A 20,273-nucleotide genomic window follows, 5' to 3' on the forward strand; every position below is an offset into this window, starting at 1 on the left:
TTTCTATTTATCTTTATTAAATTTACGACGATTTGCTTCTAAACGCTGAATCACGTTTGGATCTCTTTTTTGTTTATTATTTTTACCTAAAATAAATATTGGTTCAAGATGACCCTGTTTATATCCAAAGGATAATGATGTAATTGGAACTAGACCTTTAGTGAAAAATTCCATTGTTAAATGTGCCATCACATCATATCCTGTTTTATTGCGTATATCTGCAATAATTAACACATCTTGGTGTGGCACTGCTACGAGCATTTCGCCTTGACATTGTGCCTCAATTTCATTTAAAAATGCAGTATTTAGTATCCTACTTGCATCATACCCGTCATTTGAGTTAATAAAATAAAAAATATTACCTTTTACTTCATCAGTCGTATATGAATTTGACAATTTTCTAACATTAAACAGAGACATTTCTCTTATTTGTTGTTCAGTTAACTTCAAATCCTCTAACATGCTTTCGTCAATTAGACGATATGATTTCCCTAAATCGACTGCATAATAAACTGCTGTTTCTGCAGTATGCTCATCATAGATAAAAGGAACACCTTGTTTAGTTTTTTTATCAAAGCTAGTCGCTCTAATGACAGGCATAATTTGACTAGATGATATACTCTCAAGGGTTTTATCTGCCATTTGTGCAATAGCTTCATCAACGTAATAAACAATTTCATCTACAATTTTTTCTTTTTTATCTTCATATTTTGCGACTATAGCGTTAAGTTTAATCGTGATACCTTTGTTATTATCTGTTCGATAAATACGCAAAGTTTCTTCTTCACGATTAAATTTAAAATCAACGTCTAAATGGCTTAAACGTTCCTTTAATTTATCTCTCATTTGAAAGGTATTCATATGTAACACTCCTAATTTCGCACCTTATAATAGTTTACAATAAATCAACACATAGTAACAGAGAAAAACGAGTATTACCCCGTTTTTCTCTAGTCTAAATTACACGTATTGAGCTAAAAATGCATCTATCTGTTCAATTGATTTTCGTTCTTTTCCAATATAACTTCCAAGCAGTTCTCCATTTTTATATACTAGAAAACTTGGAATACCCATAATACCATTTTCAATACAAATATCCATAAATTTATCACGGTCTACTGATACGAAGTCAAACATAGGATATCTCGCTTCTAATTCCGGTAAATCTGGTTCTATCACTCTACAATCTGGACACCAGCCTGCAGTGAATTCAAATACTGTAGCACCTTGTTTTAAAGATTCAAATTGTTGTTCTGATTCAAGTTGTTTCATTTTTATGTCTCCTTAATTAATGATTATATATAACTATTTAGAGATAATAGTTGTTATTACCCGATTATTTATATTGTAATGTTTCTATTTGATTATTATCTAAATTACAAATGGCTTCTGAAAGTAAAGATCTAGCTGCAAAATAGTCTCTTATATCAAATACTGAGTCTGTACTATGAATATATCGTGCACATACACCAATAACTGCAGTCGGAATACCAATATTAGCTTTATGAATTTCTCCACCATCTGTTCCACCTGGTGACATATAGTATTGATGTTCAATGTCATGTGCTTCTACTAACTTTAATAAATAGTCTCTAAATACAGGCTTTAAAATCATTGTACCGTCTTTTATGCGAATTAACGTCCCTTTACCAAGTTCACCAGATAATGGTTGGTTTCCTTTAACGTCATTGGCAGGTGAACAATCAACTACAAATGCAACGTCTGGGTCTATCATCTCTGCAGATGCTTTCGCACCTCGTAATCCAACCTCTTCTTGAACATTTGCGCCAACATACAAGTCTACATCTAATTCTATATCTTTTAATAATTCTAGTATTTCAATTGCCAAGACACAACCATAACGATTATCCCATGCTTTAGCACTATATCGATGTTCAGATAACTGTGTGAATGGCGTGTGAGGTACAATTGTATCTCCTATATCTATTCCGCGCTCACGCACCTCATCTTCATTTTGAGCACCTATATCTAATGTTAAATCTTTAATTTCCGGTGCGCCTTCACTACCAGTACGAAAATGTTTAGGTATATTAGAAACAACACCGATAATTTTATCGCCATTTCTATTTTTAATTACTAAGCGTTGTCCTTGCCAAATATCATTTGCAACACCACCTAAATTTGTGAATTGAATCATTCCATTTTTAGTGATATTTGTAATCATAAATCCGATTTCATCCATATGTGCTGCAATCATTACACGTTTTGCATTTGGATTTTTAGATTTTTTCACACCAAAAAATCCACCCATACGATTTTCAATAAATTCATCTACGTACGGCGCCATTTGCTGAGTCATATAATTTTTTACTTCTTCTTCAAAACCTGGTGCCCCATGAAGCTCAGTTAAAGTTTGAATTCGTTGTAATGTTACTTTTTTATTTATGTTCATAAAAGTTCTCACTCCTTATAAGTTATTATATCATCTTCAATATGGTAAACTAATGATATGAATTTGAAATCAAGGGAGCATAAATGATGACTAAACTGAAATATATAATTCCAACAATAATTGCAGTAGCCATTGTAATTATTTCTACCATTTCAATCATCCAATATATTAATCGTAAACGCTATAATCCCGTTAAAGTACTTAATGAAGTAAAATCATATTTTATGAATGTCAAAGGCTCATATATCGTTTATGAACCATTCGTTCATCCTGAAACTGATAAATACCGTTTAGTTTATCAAGGTGGAATTACAACTATTAAAAATGGTCAAAATATTCATTATGATTTTTATGCAGATGCATATACTGGTGAAGTCATTAACATTGTAGAGCGTTAATACGAATTTTATCCATATTTGATTTGGATCGTAAAACTTAAAAATGAGCCACACCCTAATTAGTAAGATTGGATGTGGCTCAATTTTTTATTTTTGAAAATTTGTTTAGTAATACATCTTTATTTTAGTTATTATCAACTAATGTTTCACGTAAAATATATGCATCTATGTTTTCACCATCATCGCTGTATTTTACAGCAAAGTAGTTTTCATCATGATAAAACAAGAACCAATATTGTTGCTGAATAAAATATGGTATCATGCGTTCTTTTTCACGAATCGATTGCATAGGATAATCATCATATGCCGTTACCCATAGAGGATTTTTATGTGCAGTAGTTGGGAATATATCACCCATATGAACTGCTTTATCTCCTTGACTTTCAATCGTAATAATCGTGTGGCCAAAGCTATGACCTCCACTATGTTGCATCTTGATACCCGGAACCGGTTCAAAATGTTTTTCGAATAAAATCAACTTGTTACTATAATCGCCTTTATTCTTATCCCAGTAAGTTGATTTACTTCTTATATTAGGTGCAATAAACTCATGCCACTCATCTTGTTGCACAACATGAATCGCATTTTCAAAAATTGCATGTCCCGCTTGATCAGTCAAACCGGCAGCATGATCAAAATGCATATGTGTCATTAGCACATAATCAATATCCTTTGGCGTTAAATTATAATTTGCCAAATCAGTAATAATATGACTTTCTTCATCTACTCCAAAATTACGTAATTGCTTTTCAGATAATTTACCATTACCAATACCCGCATCTATAATCAAATTATATTGAGCCGTTTGAATCAAAATTGGATGTGTCGGTAAATTGATTTGATTTCGTTCATTTGCATTGTATTGCTTTGACCACAACGGCTTCGGAACAACACCAAACATTGCACCGCCATCCATTTTTGTATTGCCACCATTTAGATAATGAATAGATATATCCCCGATCTTCATAACATCACCTATTCTTTCTGTATTCGTTATTACAATTAGCATGTATTTATTACATCATATCACTATTCATAAATGCGAACAAAAACGAAACGCCCCACACTAATACACTTCTAACTACTTATAAAGATTAATGCAATCATATTATATGTAAATGCATCATAACCATCGGCCTGTAATTTTAAATTAATAATTAAAATTTACAAGTAAAATGCAAGCTTTATTCTTTTAAATCAAAGGTATTTAGTATAACATTGTTTATAGGCGCATTATCTCCTTTAGTTATTTGTTTAGTCACTTTTAATTATAGAGATAATTGCGCTTTTTTTATATTCAAAATCAAAAAATCGGACAGATGAAAAGTAAAATACTTTTTTCCATCAGTCCGATTTATTATAGAACCTTTATCTATAGAACCATTATAGTACGAAAAAACACTTATGATTGTATGTGTACATACCCTCATAAGTGTTTTATTTTTGTGAATGGAATTTCGCTTCCATACGATAAATACGTGACCCTTTATCCGAAAATTTCTTTTCATATTCTGTTAAAATATTACTGCCATCGTCTTCTTGATGTAAATTTAGATTTATTTTTGTAAAATACATTCCAAATTGAGACATACTTTCTAAACTGTAGGCAAATAGTCCTCTGTTATCAGTTTTAAAATGTAAATCTCCTTCATCATTTAAGATTTGTTGATACAACGCTAAAAACGTATGATACGTTAAACGTCGTTTTGCATGACGATTTTTTGGCCATGGATCTGAAAAGTTCAAATAAATACGCGAAACTTCGCCGTCTTTAAAATATTCATTTAATTCAATGGCGTCATTACAAATAATCTTTAAATTTGTTAAACCCATCTCTTTAACTTTATCCAATACTTTATAAACGATACTTTTCTCACGTTCCATTGAAATATAGTTAATATGAGGATTTTGAGCAGCTAATGTTGTAATAAACTGCCCCATACCCGAACCAATTTCAATGTGTATCGGTTGCGTTTTATCAAACCATTCAGTCATTTTCCCTGCATGTTGACCTTCCATGTCAACCAATTCAGGATGATCTTTTAAATAATCTTCAGCCCATGGTTTGTATCGAACTCTCATATTTTATTCTCCTCTTAAATAAACATGTTACTATTCATAACTTCATTTAGGAATTTAAGCCAAGTGTTCATATCCTTATATCTTTTTTGCTCTTCATACCATTGAACAAGACCTATAGATTGAATTACCGTATACCATTTCATACGTTTATTTAAATTCAAGCTCTCTTGAACACCATATGTTTCAAGCCATTCAGACCATTGTTGTTGTGGAACATAGTTGTAAAGCAGCATTCCGATATCAATTGCCGGGTCTGCAATCATTGCACCTTCCCAATCAACTAAAAATAGTTCATCTCGATCGGATAATAACCAATTATTATGATTCACATCACCATGTACAACAGTGAAAAAACGCGAATCTAAACTCGGTATATGCTCTTCTAAATAGGTTAATGATTTTCTCACAATATGATGTGTTAAAACTTCTCTTGATAAAGAGGCATTAATTTTATTAAGCATAATCTCAGGAGTAATAGGTTCCATTTCCATACGCTTTAACATACTTAATAAAGGTCTAGAATTGTGTATCTTCTTTAATAAATGTGCAACTCTTGTTTGCTTCATTTCGTTTGAAGATAGTTCACGCCCATTTTTCCAATGTTGTGCTGTAACAACCTCGCCTGTTTCTATGCGTTTCGTCCATACTAATTTGGGCACAATACCTTCTGCTGATAATGCCGCAATAAATGGATTTGAATTTCGTTTTAAAAACAACTTTTGTCCATCTTGTTCAGCCATATATGCTTCACCAGATGCACCACCTGCTGAATCAAGTGTCCACCCTAATTGATAAAACTGCTCCAACTCGTCCACCTCACTTTCAATTAGAAAATGGCTCTAGAAATAGGTTTTTCAAGAGCCATATATTCTAATTTATAACACCATACTGGTACAAATATTATGTCCAGATAATTATTGTAAATCCTCAACCAATGCCTACATTACACGACTAATTTTAAATCGTAATGTCTGTCATTGACACCATACATTCTATAGTCACTTACTTGACATATAATGTTACCGTGTCTAAAACTACATGTTTTTGAATCTCTGTAGGCGATAAACTCTAGTTTTCAAAATAATTGCTATCCCATTTTCATGGTTAGCATAAATTTATGAACTGTAACATTTACGTACTTAGTAAAATATGATGCACATCATATTTGTAACTCATAGAAAATTTTATAATTTTTATCATTATATTTCAACTGAAAATGAGAAACAAAATGGCACTTTTTACTAATATGTGTTTTCTAAACAACACTTTTAAGCTTCGTTTTAAATTATAACATAATTCACTTACGAAAGTTGATAAATTTAAGTAATTTAATCTAAAAATATGATGAAAGAATTTTAAATACTGTGTGACTCTATATACTTTTCAAATCCTTCTTGTAGTTGACGTGTAATTGGGCCAACTTTACCATCATTAATTGGTTCACCATCTAATTTAATAACAGGTGTAACCTCAGCTGAAGTACTTGAAACAATAACTTCATCTGCGTTTTTCAAGAAATCTACAGTAAACGTTTCTTCTTTAAATGGGATGTTATAGTCTTCGGCAATTTTTTTAATTACAATTCGTGTAATACCATTAAGAATATAGTTGTTAATCGGATGTGTATAAATCACACCGTCTTTAATTGCATAAGCATTACTTGAAGATCCTTCAGTTACAGTTTCACCTCGATGTTGAATCGCTTCAACTGCATTATATTTCACAGCATATTCTTTTGCTAATACATTTCCTAATAAGTTCAAGCTTTTAATGTCGCAACGTAACCATCGGATATCTTCAACGGTAACACCATTCACACCATTTTCTAAATGATCATAAGGACGATCATAACTCTTTGTATAAGCAACAATTGCTGGTTCTACTTCAGGTGTTGGGAAGCTATGATTTCTTTCAGCTACACCTCGCGTTGCTTGAATATAAATTGCCCCAGTTTCAATTTGATTCATATCAACTAATTTACGAGATAGTTCAATTAATTCTTCTACAGAATAATTTAAATCTAAACCAATCTCATTGGCACTACGTAAAAATCTTTCATAATGTTCTGTTACTGTAAATAACTTACCATTATATACTCGAATGTATTCATAAATACCATCGCCAAATACGTATCCTCTGTCGTTGTATGAAACCTTTGCTTCACTTGGACTTACAAACTCACCATTTAAAAAAATTTTTTCCATATATTATTCCTCCACGCATAATGAATAAATTGCTTCTAAGTAAATACTAGTTGCGTTAAATAACTGTTTTTTAGTGATATATTCATTTTTCTGATGCATTAAATCTTCAGAATCACTAAACATTGCGCCAAATGCTACACCCTTGTCTAAGTTTCTCGCATAAGTACCGCCACCTATAGTATAAGGTTCAGTCATATCATTTGTTTGATTTCTATATGCAGTAACTAACTTTTGTACAAAAGGATCATTTTTATCAACATAATGTGGTGGTTGGACTTTACCTAATTTCACTTCAAAGCCATATTGTTGAATCTCATTTGCAAAACGATCCATAGCTTTTTCAAATTCAAATCCTTCTGGGTAGCGTAAGTTGATACCGAAAAGACCTGCGTTTTCATTATCATATGTAATAACACCAATGTTAGTTGTCACGTCACCCATGACATCTGTATGGAATTTCATTCCCATCTTTTCACCAAAATCTGAATTAAATAAGTAGCGATTACTAAACGCTACAAACGCTTGTGCATTATTATCAAGATTTAATGATGCTAAGAATTTTAGTAAGTAAAGACCCGCATTCACACCGATAGATGGATCCATACCATGAACCGCTTTACCTTCAACTGTTAAAACTAGAATGCCACTATCAACAGTACTATCACCTTGTAAATGATTTTGTTCTAAAAAGTACTCAAAGTCTTGAATAACATCTGTCATATTTTCTTTAACAAGCACTCTTGCTTCTGCATGATCAGGTACCATGTTGTAACGTTCACCAGATTTAAAAGTTATTAATTCATAATCAGGTTCATCTTGATCTTCAGTAAGTTTATTTTGAACTAAATCAAATGTTGTAATGCCTTTTTCACCATGAATACATGGAAATTCTGCATCTGGTGCAAAACCTAATGTTGGCATTTCTTCTGTTTTAAAATAGCGATCCGTACATTTCCAATCAGATTCTTCATCCGTACCAATAATCATATGAATACGTTTCTTCCAATCCACATTCATATCTTCTAGTATCTTAATTGCATAATAAGCAGCAATTGTTGGACCTTTGTCATCAAGTGTACCTCTAGCTATGATAGCATCTTCTGTTACAACCGGCTCGAACGGATTACTATCCCATCCATCACCAGCAGGAACAACGTCAACATGACATAAGATACCTAATACGTCATTTCCTTTACCTGCCTCAATTCTTCCTGCAATATGATCCACATCATGTGTTGTAAATCCATCTCTATGTGCAATTTCATACATGTAGTCTAATGCCTTACGAGGACCTGGACCAACTGGTGCGTCTTCTGATGCTTTTGCATCATCTCTCACACTTTCAATTGCTAATAATCCTTTTAAGTCATTAATGATTTGATCTTCGTATTGTTGAACTTTTTCTTTCCACATTCGAAATCGACTTCCTTTTTTCTATAAGTTAAATTCTATTTTACATGAAATGATATAAAAACTACAATAAGATGTCAGAAAATAATAAAAAGGAACAAAACGATGCTATCGATATGACACAAATCATAAATAGCTGCTTTGTTCCTTTTTTAATTTATATATTTAAAATACACATATTCAAGAGCTCGAGATATAAGTCAATGTACTAGGCACACAATTTAATATTGACAGTAATTAACCGAACGAAAATGCGCCCCGGGGCCCCAACACAGAGAATTTCGAAAAGATAAAGAAATACGTTTTCTTTAGATATTAATATTTTTTATGCATGAGTTTCACGCATGTATTCTTCTTTCTAAATACATATTAGCTATGACTAACGATAAAGAACCTGAAACACTAATAAATGTCCTATAGTTTACAATATTATATTGGCAGTAGTTGACTGAATGAAAATACGCTTGTAACAAGCTTTTTTCAATTCTAGTCAACCTTGCCGGGGTGGGACGACGAAATAAATTTTGCTAAAATATGATTTCTGTCCTACTCACATCTTATTCTTTATCAGATAATGCATTTTTATTCTTTTTTAAGTCTTCTTCAGTGACGATACGTAAATTATTATTTGGTGCGGCGCCACCTTCATCATCAAATTTACCTTTTTCAATACTTTCGTCAGTCTTATTGTCATATTCGGTAAATTTTGATTTTTCTTCTTCGAAAAATGCTTTTGGATTATTTTTTAATCTATTAGCATATTCTTTCGGATTTGTTTTTACTTCTTTAATTGTTTCATTAGCAATTGTTCCTAATTGCGTCGCTTTATCCTTAGCATTATCTTTATAGCTTTGAGGATCTTGTTTATATTTATTATATTCTGCTTTCAGCTTGTCACGACTATCTTTACGTGTAACAAGTACAGCTGCTACAGCGCCACCTATACCTAAAATCGCTTTAAATAAATTACCTTTTGCCATATCAATCGTCTCCCTTTTATTTATAATTTAATTTGTCAAAATCATTTTCAGTTAATAAACGATATTCTCCTGAATCTAAATTGCTGTCCAATTCTAAATCAGCAATTTTGATACGTCTTAAATGTAATACCTCATTTTGAATGCTATGAAACATTCGTTTAACTTGATGATATTTTCCTTCATAAATTGTTACGTGTGACGTTTGATTATCAATATAAGTTAATATTGCAGGCTTAACCTTGCCATCAGACAGTGTTACACCCTCTTTAAAAGCTTGAATGTCGTCTTCAGTGATAGGATTTGCTGAAATAACTTCATATTTTTTAGAAACATGTTTGTTTGGACTCATTAATTCATGATTAAAATCACCATCATTCGTTATCAATAAAAGCCCTTCTGTATCTTTATCAAGACGACCAACCGGAAAAATATTTAGATGTTGGTATTCAGGTATTAAATCAATAACGGTTTTTGAATGATGATCTTCAGTTGCCGATATATAACCTTTTGGCTTATTTAACATAATATAGACATTTTCAACGTATTCTATTAATTCTCCACGAACTGTTATCTTATCGTTTTCTGGTTCTATATGTGTTTTTGGTGATTTAATTACTTGTTCGTTGACATTTACAAGGCCTTTTTTAAGTAACTGTTTGACCTCATTACGTGTACCGACGCCCATATTTGCTAAAAATTTATCTATTCTCATCGTAAAAACCTAACTCTACGTCTTAATTTTTCAGGAATTTCACCTAAGAATTCGTCCGCAAGACGCGTTTTAATTGTGATTGTACCGTAAATTAGAATACCTACTGTAACACCTAAAATAATAATGATTAAGTAACCAAGTTTAGTAGGTTCTAAGAATAGATTTGCAAGGAAAAATACTAATTCTACACCTAGCATCATAATAAATGAATACAAGAATATTTTTGCAAAATGAATCCAACTATAGCTGAATTTAAACTTCGCATATTTTTTAAGAATATAGAAATTACATCCAATTGCAAATAATAATGCGATACTAGTACTTAAAATTGCACCAGGTGTATGGAATAACATAATTAATGGATAGTTTAACGCTAACTTGATAACTACAGAAGCTAAAATAACATAAACTGTTAATTTCTGTTTATCTATACCTTGTAACATTGATGCCGTTACACTTAATAGTGAAATTAGTATTGCTACAGGCGCATAATAGAATAATAAGCGACTACCATCATGGTTAGGGTCATGACCTAAAACAATTGGATCGTAACCATAGAAAACTGTGAATAATGGTTGTGCCAAGGCCATAATTCCAATACTAGCTGGAACAGTTATAAACATTAATACACCAATAGATGTTCTAATTTGATGATGCATTTCATGTAAGCGACCTTCTGCAAATGTTTTTGTAATAAAAGGAATTAAACTCACTGCAAAACCAGCACTTAATGATGTCGGAATCATTACAATTTTATTAGTTGACATATTTAGCATATTAAAGAATATATCTTGTAACTGTGAAGGTATACCAACTAAAGATAAAGCACCGTTATGTGTAAATTGATCTACTAAGTTAAATAATGGATAATTCAAACTTACAATAACGAACGGAATACTATAAGCAATAATTTCTTTATACATCTTGCCATATGACACATCTATATCTGTGTAATCAGATTCGACCATACGATCAATATTATGCTTACGCTTTCTCCAGTAATACCAGAGTGTGAATATACCAATAATCGCACCAACTGCTGCTGCAAAAGTAGCAATACCATTGGCTAATAAAATAGAGCCATCAAAGACATTTAGTACTAAATAACTTCCGATTAATATGAAAATCACGCGTGCAATTTGCTCAGTTACTTCTGACACTGCTGTTGGCCCCATAGATTTATAACCTTGGAATATACCTCTCCATGTCGCTAATACAGGAATAAAGATAACAACCATACTAATGATTCTTATAATCCAAGTAATATCATCGACTGACCAACCGTTTTTATCATGAACGTTTCTAGCTAATGTTAATTCAGAAATATAAGGTGCTAGGAAATACAGTACCAAGAAACCTAAAACACCGGTAATACTCATTACAATAAAACTCGATTTATAAAATTTCTGACTGACTTTATATGCCCCAATAGCATTATATTTCGCAACATATTTCGAAGCTGCTAATGGTACACCTGCTGTCGCAACTGCAATTGCAATATTATATGGTGCATAAGCGTATGTGAACGGCGCCATATTTTCTTGTCCACCAATTAAATAGTTGAATGGAATGATAAAAAGTACGCCCAATACCTTGGTAATTAATATACTAATGGTAATTAAAAAGGTTCCACGCACCATTTCTTTACTTTCACTCATTACGAATCTCCCTATCTCATGTTTATTAAAGTTTTGTAAACTCAAAGCTATTTCTCTGTAAAATCATTTTTCATTATTATGAATATATCACAAAACTTTATTTCATTGTCGTATATTCAATGAATTATCATAACAAAATTATCAACGCATTGTCATTGAATACTCGATTTTGATTAGAATATTACGAAATTTCATATAAACATTATACTACTATTTGAGATGAACATCGCATAACAGTAGAAAAATCATTCTTATCATACACATACATCTTCATTTTTTATGAAGTTCACATTATAAATATATTCAACATAATTGTCATCTCATAACACAAGAGATATAGCAAAGTTTAAAAAAGTACTATAAAATAGCAATTGAATGTCCAGTAACAAATTTGGAGGAAGCGTATATGTATCAAACAATTATTATCGGAGGCGGACCTAGCGGCTTAATGGCGGCAGTAGCTGCAAGCGAACAAAGTAGCAGTGTGTTACTCATTGAAAAAAAGAAAGGTCTAGGTCGTAAACTCAAAATATCTGGTGGCGGTAGATGTAACGTAACTAATCGATTACCATATGCTGAAATTATTAAGAACATTCCTGGAAATGGGAAATTTTTATATAGTCCCTTTTCAATTTTTGATAATGAATCCATCATAGATTTTTTTGAGTCTAGGGGTGTTAAATTAAAAGAAGAAGATCACGGACGTATGTTTCCAGTTTCCAACAAAGCACAAGACGTGGTTGATACATTAGTGACAACTATCGAACGCCAACATGTAACGATTAAAGAAGAAGAAGCTGTTAGTAGAATCGAAGTTAATACAGACCAAACTTTCACTGTACATACTCAAAATAATAGTTATGAAAGCCATTCGCTAGTGATTGCTACAGGTGGTACAAGTGTCCCTCAAACTGGTTCAACTGGTGATGGTTATAAGTTCGCACAAGATTTAGGTCATACCATTACTGAGTTATTCCCGACCGAAGTTCCAATTACATCAGCTGAACCTTTCATCAAATCCAATCGTCTAAAAGGTTTAAGTTTAAAAGATGTTGAATTGTCAGTACTTAAGAAAAATGGTAAAAAACGCATCAGTCATCAAATGGATATGTTATTTACTCATTTTGGTATCAGTGGTCCAGCTGCATTAAGATGTAGTCAGTTTGTTTATAAAGAACAAAAAAATCAAAAGACACAGCACATTTCTATGGCAATCGATGCATTTCCTGAATTAAACCATGAACAATTAAAACAACACATCACATCATTATTATCGGACACACCAGATAAAATCATTAAAAACAGTTTGCATGGTCTAATTGAAGAGCGCTACTTACTGTTCATGCTGGAACAAGCAGGAATCGATGAAAATACCACATCACATCACTTATCAAATCAACAATTGAACGACTTAGTAAATATGTTTAAAGGGTTTGTATTTAAGGTGAACGGGACATTACCTATAGATAAGGCATTTGTCACAGGTGGTGGTGTGTCACTTAAAGAAATTCAACCTAAAACAATGATGTCTAAATTAGTTCCGGGATTATTTTTATGTGGTGAAGTATTAGATATACATGGTTATACTGGTGGTTATAATATTACAAGTGCACTCGTAACAGGACATGTCGCTGGATTATATGCCGGACATTACTCACATGCATCAATGGAATAATAGTATAAAATTTGGTTCGATTCTCTTTAGTAGATCAACTTTTTCATTCAAATAAAAATGACCTTAATATAACTGAGTCACTAAAAAGTGTCGTTATATTAAGGTCATTTCGTTAATTATGATTCTTTTTCGTTTTTAGTACGTCTTCTAGCTAACAAAGCCGCACCTGTAATCAGTGCAAATTCTTTCAATGGTAAATCCATTCCTTCAGAACCTGTATTTGGAAGTTCTTTTTCAACTTTGCGCGATTCATGTGTCTCTTCTTTTTTAATAGGCGTACAAACTTTTGGAGCTGGCTGAATTTCTTTTGGTGATACTTTCGTCGCTTCAGCTGGTAATTTAATTGCTAAAATTTCATCAACAATGAATTGCGTGTGTTGTTTGATGTCATTTAATGTCGCATCTTCATCAATCATTCTATTGCCATCTGCAACATATTGATCAATTAATACTTTTACTTTAGCTAATTGTTCTGGTGTTGCGATCGCTTTGAATTTCGCATATGTTTGTTGAGCAATGTTATCAATTCGCAGTAAGCTATTTTCTTTTTCAGTAATTACTGCTTCTATATCGCTTAATGCAACATTAAATCGTTTTAAAACTGCATCAACATCAGCATTAGTGCGTGCTGTTTTTAATTCTTCATCCATTTGTAATTTTAAAGCAGTTATAGCTTTTAATGCATCAGCCTTATTACGATTACTTACTTTTCGATAATTTTGCACTAAAGCAGTGACGCGTGCAAGATCATCATTAATCGTTTTTTCAGCATCTGGCTTTTTAATAGGATGTACATCTAAATCATGTATTGTTTGTAGATTTAATGATGCTGTTTTATCAACTTGTGCATTGCTACGATCTTGATCAATTTGTCCAATAGCAGTGTCATAAATATTTTGTAACTGTGCTAATATACTATTTCTTTCTTCTACCGTTGCTTGAATATTCGCTTCAATTGCTTGTTTTTTATCGTTGAATAATGTTGTCAATTGTTCTCGAGCAGACGCCTTTCTGTTAATAACAGGTTCGATTTCACGAATTTCGTTTTTCTCATCATGCAATAAATATGCCACATCAGCATTAGTCACTGCACTAGCAATTTGTTGTTTAGCTTTAATTAACTCTTTTTCAACTTGTGCTATTGCAATATTTTGTTCTTCATCTGTCGCTTCGTTATTTGCTTTAATTAAATTAATTTTATTTGTAGCGATATTTTGAATTTGTTGTAATGCTGTTGCTTTAACTGTTGTCGCTGGTTTAATTTTTGAAATAATATTTTGAGCATTTATACTATCTTGATTAACTTGGGCAGTCTTATCTGCATGATTGATCTGATCAATAGCCTGATTAAGTGCTTGTTCTACTAAATGTTTAGCAGCTAGTCTTTCTTCTTCAGTTGATAAATCGCTTTGATCGATTAGTGCATTTTGAACTTCGGCTTTTACACCAACAGATTGACGCGCTGCTGGTTTAACTTGAACTTTAGGTAAAATCACTTTGATGTTGTCGTTGCCATCAGTCTCAGTTCGATCCACTTCTGCATTCGTTTTGTTTTGTGCAATGTCATTTTTAATTGTATTTACAATTTTATTTAAAGTATCAATAGCAACATCTCTTTCATCTTGAGTAGTATCCAACGTATTTCGGATTGCATCGAGTTGATTTTTATTATTTTCTTCAATGCTATCAAGCGCAGCTCGTTTACGTCTTACTTTAGGTTTTATTTGCTCTATTGCCTTGATTGTTTGATTTCTAACATCAGTAACAGCAGCATCTTGATTTGTATTTTCTATTTCTTGTTGCGCTTGTTTGAGTGTGTCGCTAATTAATTGATTCGCTTCATCTAATTCATCAACTGTTGCATGTGGTGTATCTTTTATTGATTCTACTTGATTTTCTGCACTTGCTTTTATTGCTTGTTGTGCTTCAGGCTTAATTACAATATGAGGTTGTACACCTTTTAGTGTAGCAATGCCATTTGTTTCAACACGTTTCACATCATTATTCGTTACTGCTTGATTGATGTTTTGTAATGCAAGTTTTTCATTATTCGCTAATTGATTTAAAGCAACTTGTTTTTCTTCATCAGTCGCATGTTCAGCTTGCTCTATTTCTTGCTTTTTAGCCTCATATTGTTGCTTTACTGCATCTCTAGCAGCTGCTCTAACAATATGTTCAGGCGCTACTAAAGCAATGCTATCAAGCGCTTGACTTGTTGTATCATCAACTTGTTGATTTGTTCTATTATTCGTAATATCTGTCATGGCTTGATTTACAAATTCATTGATTTTATCTAGTGCTACTTGTCTTTCTTCTGCTGTTGCTTCTTTATCCTGATTAATCTTAGCACGTAATTCATTCGCTTTTTGATTGATTTTTTTACGTGCAGCTGGTTTAACTTTTGTTTCAGGTTGAATAATTTTAATCGCTGATACACCATTTGTTGCTGCTTGATTCACCTGACTATTCGTTTGAGCTTGGTCAATAGCTGCAAGTGCTTTTTCTTTTTCTTTAGCTAATGCTTGTGAAGCAACTTCTTTCTCATTATCTGTTGAATCAAGACTATTATCAATTTGCTGTTGCTTTTCTTTAACAGCTTTTTCAATATCTGCAATTGCCTTTGGTTTAATTACTACTTCAGCTTCAACATTGTCTATAGCATTTATCGCTTGATTTGTAGTTGCGTCTACCTGATCATTTGTTTGGTTTTGATTAATTTGATTAAATGCTTGATCTTTAAGTTGATTGATTTGATTAACAGCAGCCTGCTTTTCTTCATCAGTTGCATTAGGTGTTTGTTTAACCGCTTCAATACGCTTCGCCACTTCAGCAGTGATTTTATCTCGTGCTGCTTGCTTTTTCACTACGTCAACTTGAACAGCATCGATATTATTCTCTGCCACTGTCGTAGCTCGGTCTACTTCCGCATTTGTGTTAGCTTGCTTAACACTTTCAATAGCTTGTTGTCTGTCTTGATTCAACGTATTAATTGCAGCATTTTTCTCATCATCTGTTGCATCTGGTGTAGCATTGATTTCAGCTAATTTAGCATTATAATGCTGATTGATTTGTGCTAATGCTGCAGGTTTTTTAACAATATTTGGCTGAATCGCATTAATTGCTTTTGTACCTAATTGTTGCGCTTGATCTACTTCCGCATTTGTATCAGCTTGATTTATATTATTAATTGCCGTTGCTAACTCTTGATCCACTTGATTTAAAGCCACTTGCTTTTCTTCAGTTGTTGCATTTGTGTTTTGATTAATTTCTTGCTTTTTAGCAGTTGCTAAATCATTTAATACACCTGTAGCAGTTTGTTTCTTCGTTACATGCGGTTGAACTGCGCCGATTTGATTGACTGCATCGTCTCTAATACTATTAACCATCGCAGTAGTAGACGTCACACCAATATCAGTTAATGCTCTATTTTTAAGTGCATTGACACGATCTATCGCTTCTTGTTTCTCTTCTCGAGTCGCGCCAGGTGTAGCATTGATATTTGTTATCGCCTCTCGCGCTTTATCATTTACAGCATTGCGAGCATCCGTTTTAACTTGTGTTGCCGGTTGAATCACAACTATATTTTGTGTGCCCTGATCTTTTGCTTGTACAACTTCTTGATTCGTATCTGCTGCATTAATATTTTGCTTCGCTGTGGCTACAGCTTGATCAAGTAATTGTTGTGCTGCTTGTTGTTCTTCGAGCGTCGCATCATTATTATTAAATATCGTATTATGTTGCGTTTCCGCACTTTTATCGATGGCATTTTTTGCATCTGTTTTTACTTTTGTAGCTGGTGTAATTGCTTGTATTCCTTGAATCGCATTTGTCTTTACTTGTTCAACATCAGCATTGGTATTAGCGTTTAAAATGTTTGTGTTTGCTGCAGTTACAGCAGCATTCACTTTGTCAATTGCTGCTTGTCTTTCTTCTTGAGTCGCATCAGGATTAGCATTGATCTCTGCGATATGTTGTTGTGCATCATGTGATACAGCATCCCTTGCAGCTTGCTTAACAACAGTTACAGGAGCAATTGGATTAATGGCATTTAGACCATCTCCTTTGGCGTTATCAACATCAGCATTTGTTGTTGCTTGATTGATTTGTTCTAAAGCATGGTTGGTTGCTTGAGTTAATTCGTTCAATGCTGCATTTTTCTCTTCCTGAGTTGCTTCTCTATTACTATTTATTTGTTGTCTTTTCGTTGCTGTTGCTTGGTTAATTGCATCTCTTGCAGCTTTTTTATGAGTTACTTGAGGAACAACTGCTCCAATAGTATTGATGCCATTATTTTTAGCTGTTTCAACGTCAGCATTTGTAGTAGCATTCGTAACATTATCAATAGCATCTGTTTCATCCGTAGCTAATTGATTTAGTGCATCTTGAATCTCGTCTTCAGTAGCATCTGGTGTTGCATTGATAATTTCCCTTTGTTTCGTTGCTTTATCACGTATTGCTTTTTTAGCATTTGGTTTAACAACCGGTGTTGCAGTATCCCCACTTAAGGTCTGTATACCTTGATCTTTGATTCTAGTAACGCCATCATCAGTCGTTTGGTCACCAATATTACCAATTATTTCATTTTTATGTTCCTCGATAACTTGTATTGCTGCTTGTTTTTCTTCATCTGTCAATTCATCATTTTGATTAACTAAATCTTCCATTTGGTCAACTTTTTTATTAACTGCATTTTCAGCATCAACACTTCGAATTAACGTATGTTGCATTTGATTAGTTAATGAATCAATATCTGCTTGAGAAACTCTTTTATTTAATGGTACATTGTTACGATTTTCATCTAAAATCGTTTGTGCGCGTCGTTTCAGACCATTAAAGATATCTAATGACGCAAATGTATAATCAGCTTGTTGAATACGTCTGTCAACTTCGGCTTGTAATGCATCTTTATTCATGATGATATCGATAGTATATGGATTTGTACTTACAGTATGACTTTCTGCAGCTGAATTAATGAAATCTTGTGTATATGTTTTATACGTTAATGTCTCGTTAAATGTTACTGTTCTTGGTGTCGGCACATTATTTACACGTAATTTATATCTTAAATCGAGTATTTTATCAGGCATAAGTCGTGCCGGAGAGTTTGCTGTACCTCCTCCAGTACTTTTAATTGTTATCACACGATTTGCTGCATCATATGTAACATTCATATCATTAACATCAACGCCTGAATTGTTACTTGGAAAATCTTTAGTCAATGAATTGTTCACATATTCAACACCTTCAGGTAATTGAACTTGATATACAAAGTCATTTGTATCTAGAGAAGCACCAGAATTACCATTATTCTTTAATGATGTTGTTACAGTAAACTCTTTATTATTTGTTGCTGTTGGATCCATTGTTCGTCTTTCAACATAAACATGTGACCCAGAATGAAGTCCGATAGAGTCAACAAAGCTATAGTATTTGTAACCATCTTTTAGTTGATAAATGCCACGCGCATCTGTTATTGCGTCATTTTTAGGTACAAATTGAATTTTGAGATTTCTCACATTATCAGGTACTTTAAATAAACGCAAAGTTGGACCGCCTTCAACAGTCTTTTCAGCAATCGTATCATTAGTATCAGCATTTTTGATAATAACATTTGTTGCGCCTTGACCGTTTTTAGTAGTCATTGTATTAAATTCAAAGATTAATTCAGAATTCGGATTTACTGTTAATGCTTTCTCGATACCATTAAAATCGCCATGGTCATTCGTATCAGTTCCATGTATACGACCTAATACAATTACATTTCCTTGTGCTTGATAGTTCTTATTATCTCCTGAATCAAACATGCTCGTTCTTACCATTGCATGACTAAACACCCCTACTTTACCACCATTGATTAGTGTGAAGCCCGGCAAGTTATTAACAACGTTTACTGTTGGCACAGAACGGTTGGTACTTGGTCTAATACCATTGTCATCAAATGACAGCACTTCGTTAGGTGCATTTTGTCCTGCATTATTGGCATTAGGATCAGTTGTTGGCGTATATGGCGCTGTAATTGCAACTGGTGCACCACCGTTTCCTGCCGCTGCAGCCGCTGGATCTGCTGGAGTTGCATTAGGATCTGCCGGTGCCGCACGTCTACTTCTCTTTTTCGGTCTATTAGATGCTGGTTCAGCAATTGCAACTAGCTCTGGTTTATCTGAAGAATGACGAACATCTTCTTGAATTTCCTTTAAAGTTAGATGTCCTCCTGAACCATTTTCATTTGTTTTATTTGGTACATTTAATGTGGTATTATTCGACACTACATCATTATTATTAGCGTTTGACACTGTCTCAGTTGCTGTTGTATTGCCATCTGTATGATTATTGTTTTGTGCTGAAGGCGTACTTGATTGCACTGATGTTGGCGTAGCTTGATTTACTGTACTACCATTATTATGATTAACCAAGGCTTGATTCGTTGCTTGATTGGTTGTTGCAGATTGATTAGGTGTATTCTGCGCACTATTTGCTAAACCTCTATTATTAGCAACATCTTTATCTTGTGAATTTACAGGTGTTGCTTGATTAGTATCGCTTTGTACATTATTATCCGTAGTTAAGGCTTGTGCACCATTTGGGTTTGAAAGTAATAAAACTATTCCGATTAAAGTAGAGAATATGCCTACTTTATACTTCCTAATACTATATTTATTTTTCTTTAACAAATTCATTTCATTTTCCTCCTGGTTGTCTGTTCTCTGCTGTGTTGTTAAGAATTATGCTAAAAATATACGC

The 20,273-nt window shown here is 33.0% G+C and carries 14 protein-coding genes; 2 read left to right on the forward strand and 12 right to left on the reverse strand.

Translation table 11 applies throughout. The annotated features are described in order from the left end of the window. Positions 1–3: 3 nt before the first annotated feature. The 3 genes from KI230_RS08790 to KI230_RS08800 all read right to left on the reverse strand — a co-directional run bounded on the left by KI230_RS08790 (position 4) and on the right by KI230_RS08800 (position 2,413). Positions 4–861, reverse strand: a complete 858-nt coding sequence (locus tag KI230_RS08790; RefSeq protein WP_001091387.1) for a DUF1444 domain-containing protein — start codon at positions 859–861, stop codon at positions 4–6. Between the two features lie 99 nt (positions 862–960). Continuing rightward, positions 961–1,272 carry a thioredoxin family protein gene (locus KI230_RS08795; RefSeq protein ID WP_000811163.1) on the reverse strand — a complete coding sequence of 104 codons (312 nt, stop codon included), beginning with the start codon at positions 1,270–1,272 and terminating at the stop codon, positions 961–963. A 64-nt stretch (positions 1,273–1,336) separates the two neighbouring features. Beyond that, positions 1,337–2,413 (reverse strand): M42 family metallopeptidase, encoded by a 1,077-nt coding sequence (locus KI230_RS08800; protein WP_001024576.1) that lies wholly within the window; start codon positions 2,411–2,413, stop codon positions 1,337–1,339. Between the two features lie 86 nt (positions 2,414–2,499). Here KI230_RS08800 and KI230_RS08805 point away from each other — a divergent pair, with 86 nt between their 5' ends. Beyond that, positions 2,500–2,811 (forward strand): PepSY domain-containing protein, encoded by a 312-nt coding sequence (locus KI230_RS08805; RefSeq protein ID WP_000163829.1) that lies wholly within the window; start codon positions 2,500–2,502, stop codon positions 2,809–2,811. A gap of 124 nt (positions 2,812–2,935) precedes the next feature. Here the strand turns inward: KI230_RS08805 and KI230_RS08810 are convergent, their stop codons facing one another. From KI230_RS08810 to KI230_RS08845, 8 genes are all read right to left on the reverse strand, one after another. Continuing rightward, positions 2,936–3,778, reverse strand: a complete 843-nt coding sequence (locus KI230_RS08810; protein ID WP_001823213.1) for a YtnP family quorum-quenching lactonase — start codon at positions 3,776–3,778, stop codon at positions 2,936–2,938. 470 nt (positions 3,779–4,248) lie between these two features. Next, positions 4,249–4,893, reverse strand: coding sequence for a tRNA (guanosine(46)-N7)-methyltransferase TrmB (trmB, locus tag KI230_RS08815; RefSeq protein WP_001266162.1), 645 nt, complete (start codon positions 4,891–4,893; stop codon positions 4,249–4,251). A gap of 14 nt (positions 4,894–4,907) precedes the next feature. Then, complete coding sequence (locus KI230_RS08820; protein ID WP_000434765.1) at positions 4,908–5,699, reverse strand: phosphotransferase family protein; 792 nt, start codon at positions 5,697–5,699, stop codon at positions 4,908–4,910. A 549-nt stretch (positions 5,700–6,248) separates the two neighbouring features. Then, on the reverse strand, positions 6,249–7,097 hold the full coding sequence (gene dat / locus KI230_RS08825) for a D-amino-acid transaminase (RefSeq protein WP_000411084.1): 849 nt from the start codon (positions 7,095–7,097) through the stop codon (positions 6,249–6,251). 3 nt (positions 7,098–7,100) lie between these two features. Continuing rightward, positions 7,101–8,510, reverse strand: coding sequence for an Mn(2+)-dependent dipeptidase Sapep (sapep, locus tag KI230_RS08830; RefSeq protein WP_000265417.1), 1,410 nt, complete (start codon positions 8,508–8,510; stop codon positions 7,101–7,103). Positions 8,511–9,064: 554 nt separating this feature from the next. Then, positions 9,065–9,487, reverse strand: coding sequence for a YtxH domain-containing protein (locus tag KI230_RS08835; RefSeq protein ID WP_001051856.1), 423 nt, complete (start codon positions 9,485–9,487; stop codon positions 9,065–9,067). 16 nt (positions 9,488–9,503) lie between these two features. After that, positions 9,504–10,199, reverse strand: a complete 696-nt coding sequence (locus tag KI230_RS08840; protein ID WP_001217127.1) for a pseudouridine synthase — start codon at positions 10,197–10,199, stop codon at positions 9,504–9,506. After that, positions 10,196–11,857: a putative polysaccharide biosynthesis protein gene (locus tag KI230_RS08845; protein WP_000004339.1), complete on the reverse strand. Its 1,662-nt coding sequence runs from the start codon at positions 11,855–11,857 to the stop codon at positions 10,196–10,198. Before KI230_RS08845 ends, KI230_RS08840 begins: the two co-directional genes overlap by 4 nt. A 406-nt stretch (positions 11,858–12,263) precedes the next feature. Here KI230_RS08845 and KI230_RS08850 point away from each other — a divergent pair, with 406 nt between their 5' ends. Beyond that, a complete protein-coding gene (locus KI230_RS08850) occupies positions 12,264–13,532 on the forward strand; it encodes a BaiN/RdsA family NAD(P)/FAD-dependent oxidoreductase (protein ID WP_000285019.1) in 1,269 nt (422 codons plus the stop codon). Positions 13,533–13,648: 116 nt separating this feature from the next. Here the strand turns inward: KI230_RS08850 and sasC are convergent, their stop codons facing one another. Beyond that, the gene (gene sasC, locus KI230_RS08855) at positions 13,649–20,209 is read right to left on the reverse strand and encodes an LPXTG-anchored aggregation protein SasC (protein WP_045177214.1); all 6,561 of its coding nucleotides are present in this window, start codon (positions 20,207–20,209) and stop codon (positions 13,649–13,651) included. Positions 20,210–20,273 lie beyond the last annotated feature (64 nt).

This window comes from Staphylococcus sp. MZ3, from assembly GCF_018622755.1.
Lineage (GTDB): Bacteria > Bacillota > Bacilli > Staphylococcales > Staphylococcaceae > Staphylococcus > Staphylococcus aureus.

Bases quoted from the DNA above. Each gene is read 5' to 3' on its own strand.
- KI230_RS08845 (WP_000004339.1), bottom strand. From the start codon at position 11,857: ATGAGTGAAAGTAAAGAAATGGTGCGTGGAACCTTTTTAATTACCATT.
- KI230_RS08850 (WP_000285019.1), top strand. From the start codon at position 12,264: ATGTATCAAACAATTATTATCGGAGGCGGACCTAGCGGCTTAATGGCG.
- trmB (WP_001266162.1), bottom strand. From the start codon at position 4,893: ATGAGAGTTCGATACAAACCATGGGCTGAAGATTATTTAAAAGATCAT.
- KI230_RS08790 (WP_001091387.1), bottom strand. From the start codon at position 861: ATGAATACCTTTCAAATGAGAGATAAATTAAAGGAACGTTTAAGCCAT.
- KI230_RS08840 (WP_001217127.1), bottom strand. From the start codon at position 10,199: ATGAGAATAGATAAATTTTTAGCAAATATGGGCGTCGGTACACGTAAT.
- KI230_RS08805 (WP_000163829.1), top strand. From the start codon at position 2,500: ATGACTAAACTGAAATATATAATTCCAACAATAATTGCAGTAGCCATT.
- KI230_RS08795 (WP_000811163.1), bottom strand. From the start codon at position 1,272: ATGAAACAACTTGAATCAGAACAACAATTTGAATCTTTAAAACAAGGT.
- KI230_RS08800 (WP_001024576.1), bottom strand. From the start codon at position 2,413: ATGAACATAAATAAAAAAGTAACATTACAACGAATTCAAACTTTAACT.
- KI230_RS08835 (WP_001051856.1), bottom strand. From the start codon at position 9,487: ATGGCAAAAGGTAATTTATTTAAAGCGATTTTAGGTATAGGTGGCGCT.
- sasC (WP_045177214.1), bottom strand. From the start codon at position 20,209: ATGAATTTGTTAAAGAAAAATAAATATAGTATTAGGAAGTATAAAGTA.
- sapep (WP_000265417.1), bottom strand. From the start codon at position 8,510: ATGTGGAAAGAAAAAGTTCAACAATACGAAGATCAAATCATTAATGAC.
- KI230_RS08810 (WP_001823213.1), bottom strand. From the start codon at position 3,778: ATGAAGATCGGGGATATATCTATTCATTATCTAAATGGTGGCAATACA.
- dat (WP_000411084.1), bottom strand. From the start codon at position 7,097: ATGGAAAAAATTTTTTTAAATGGTGAGTTTGTAAGTCCAAGTGAAGCA.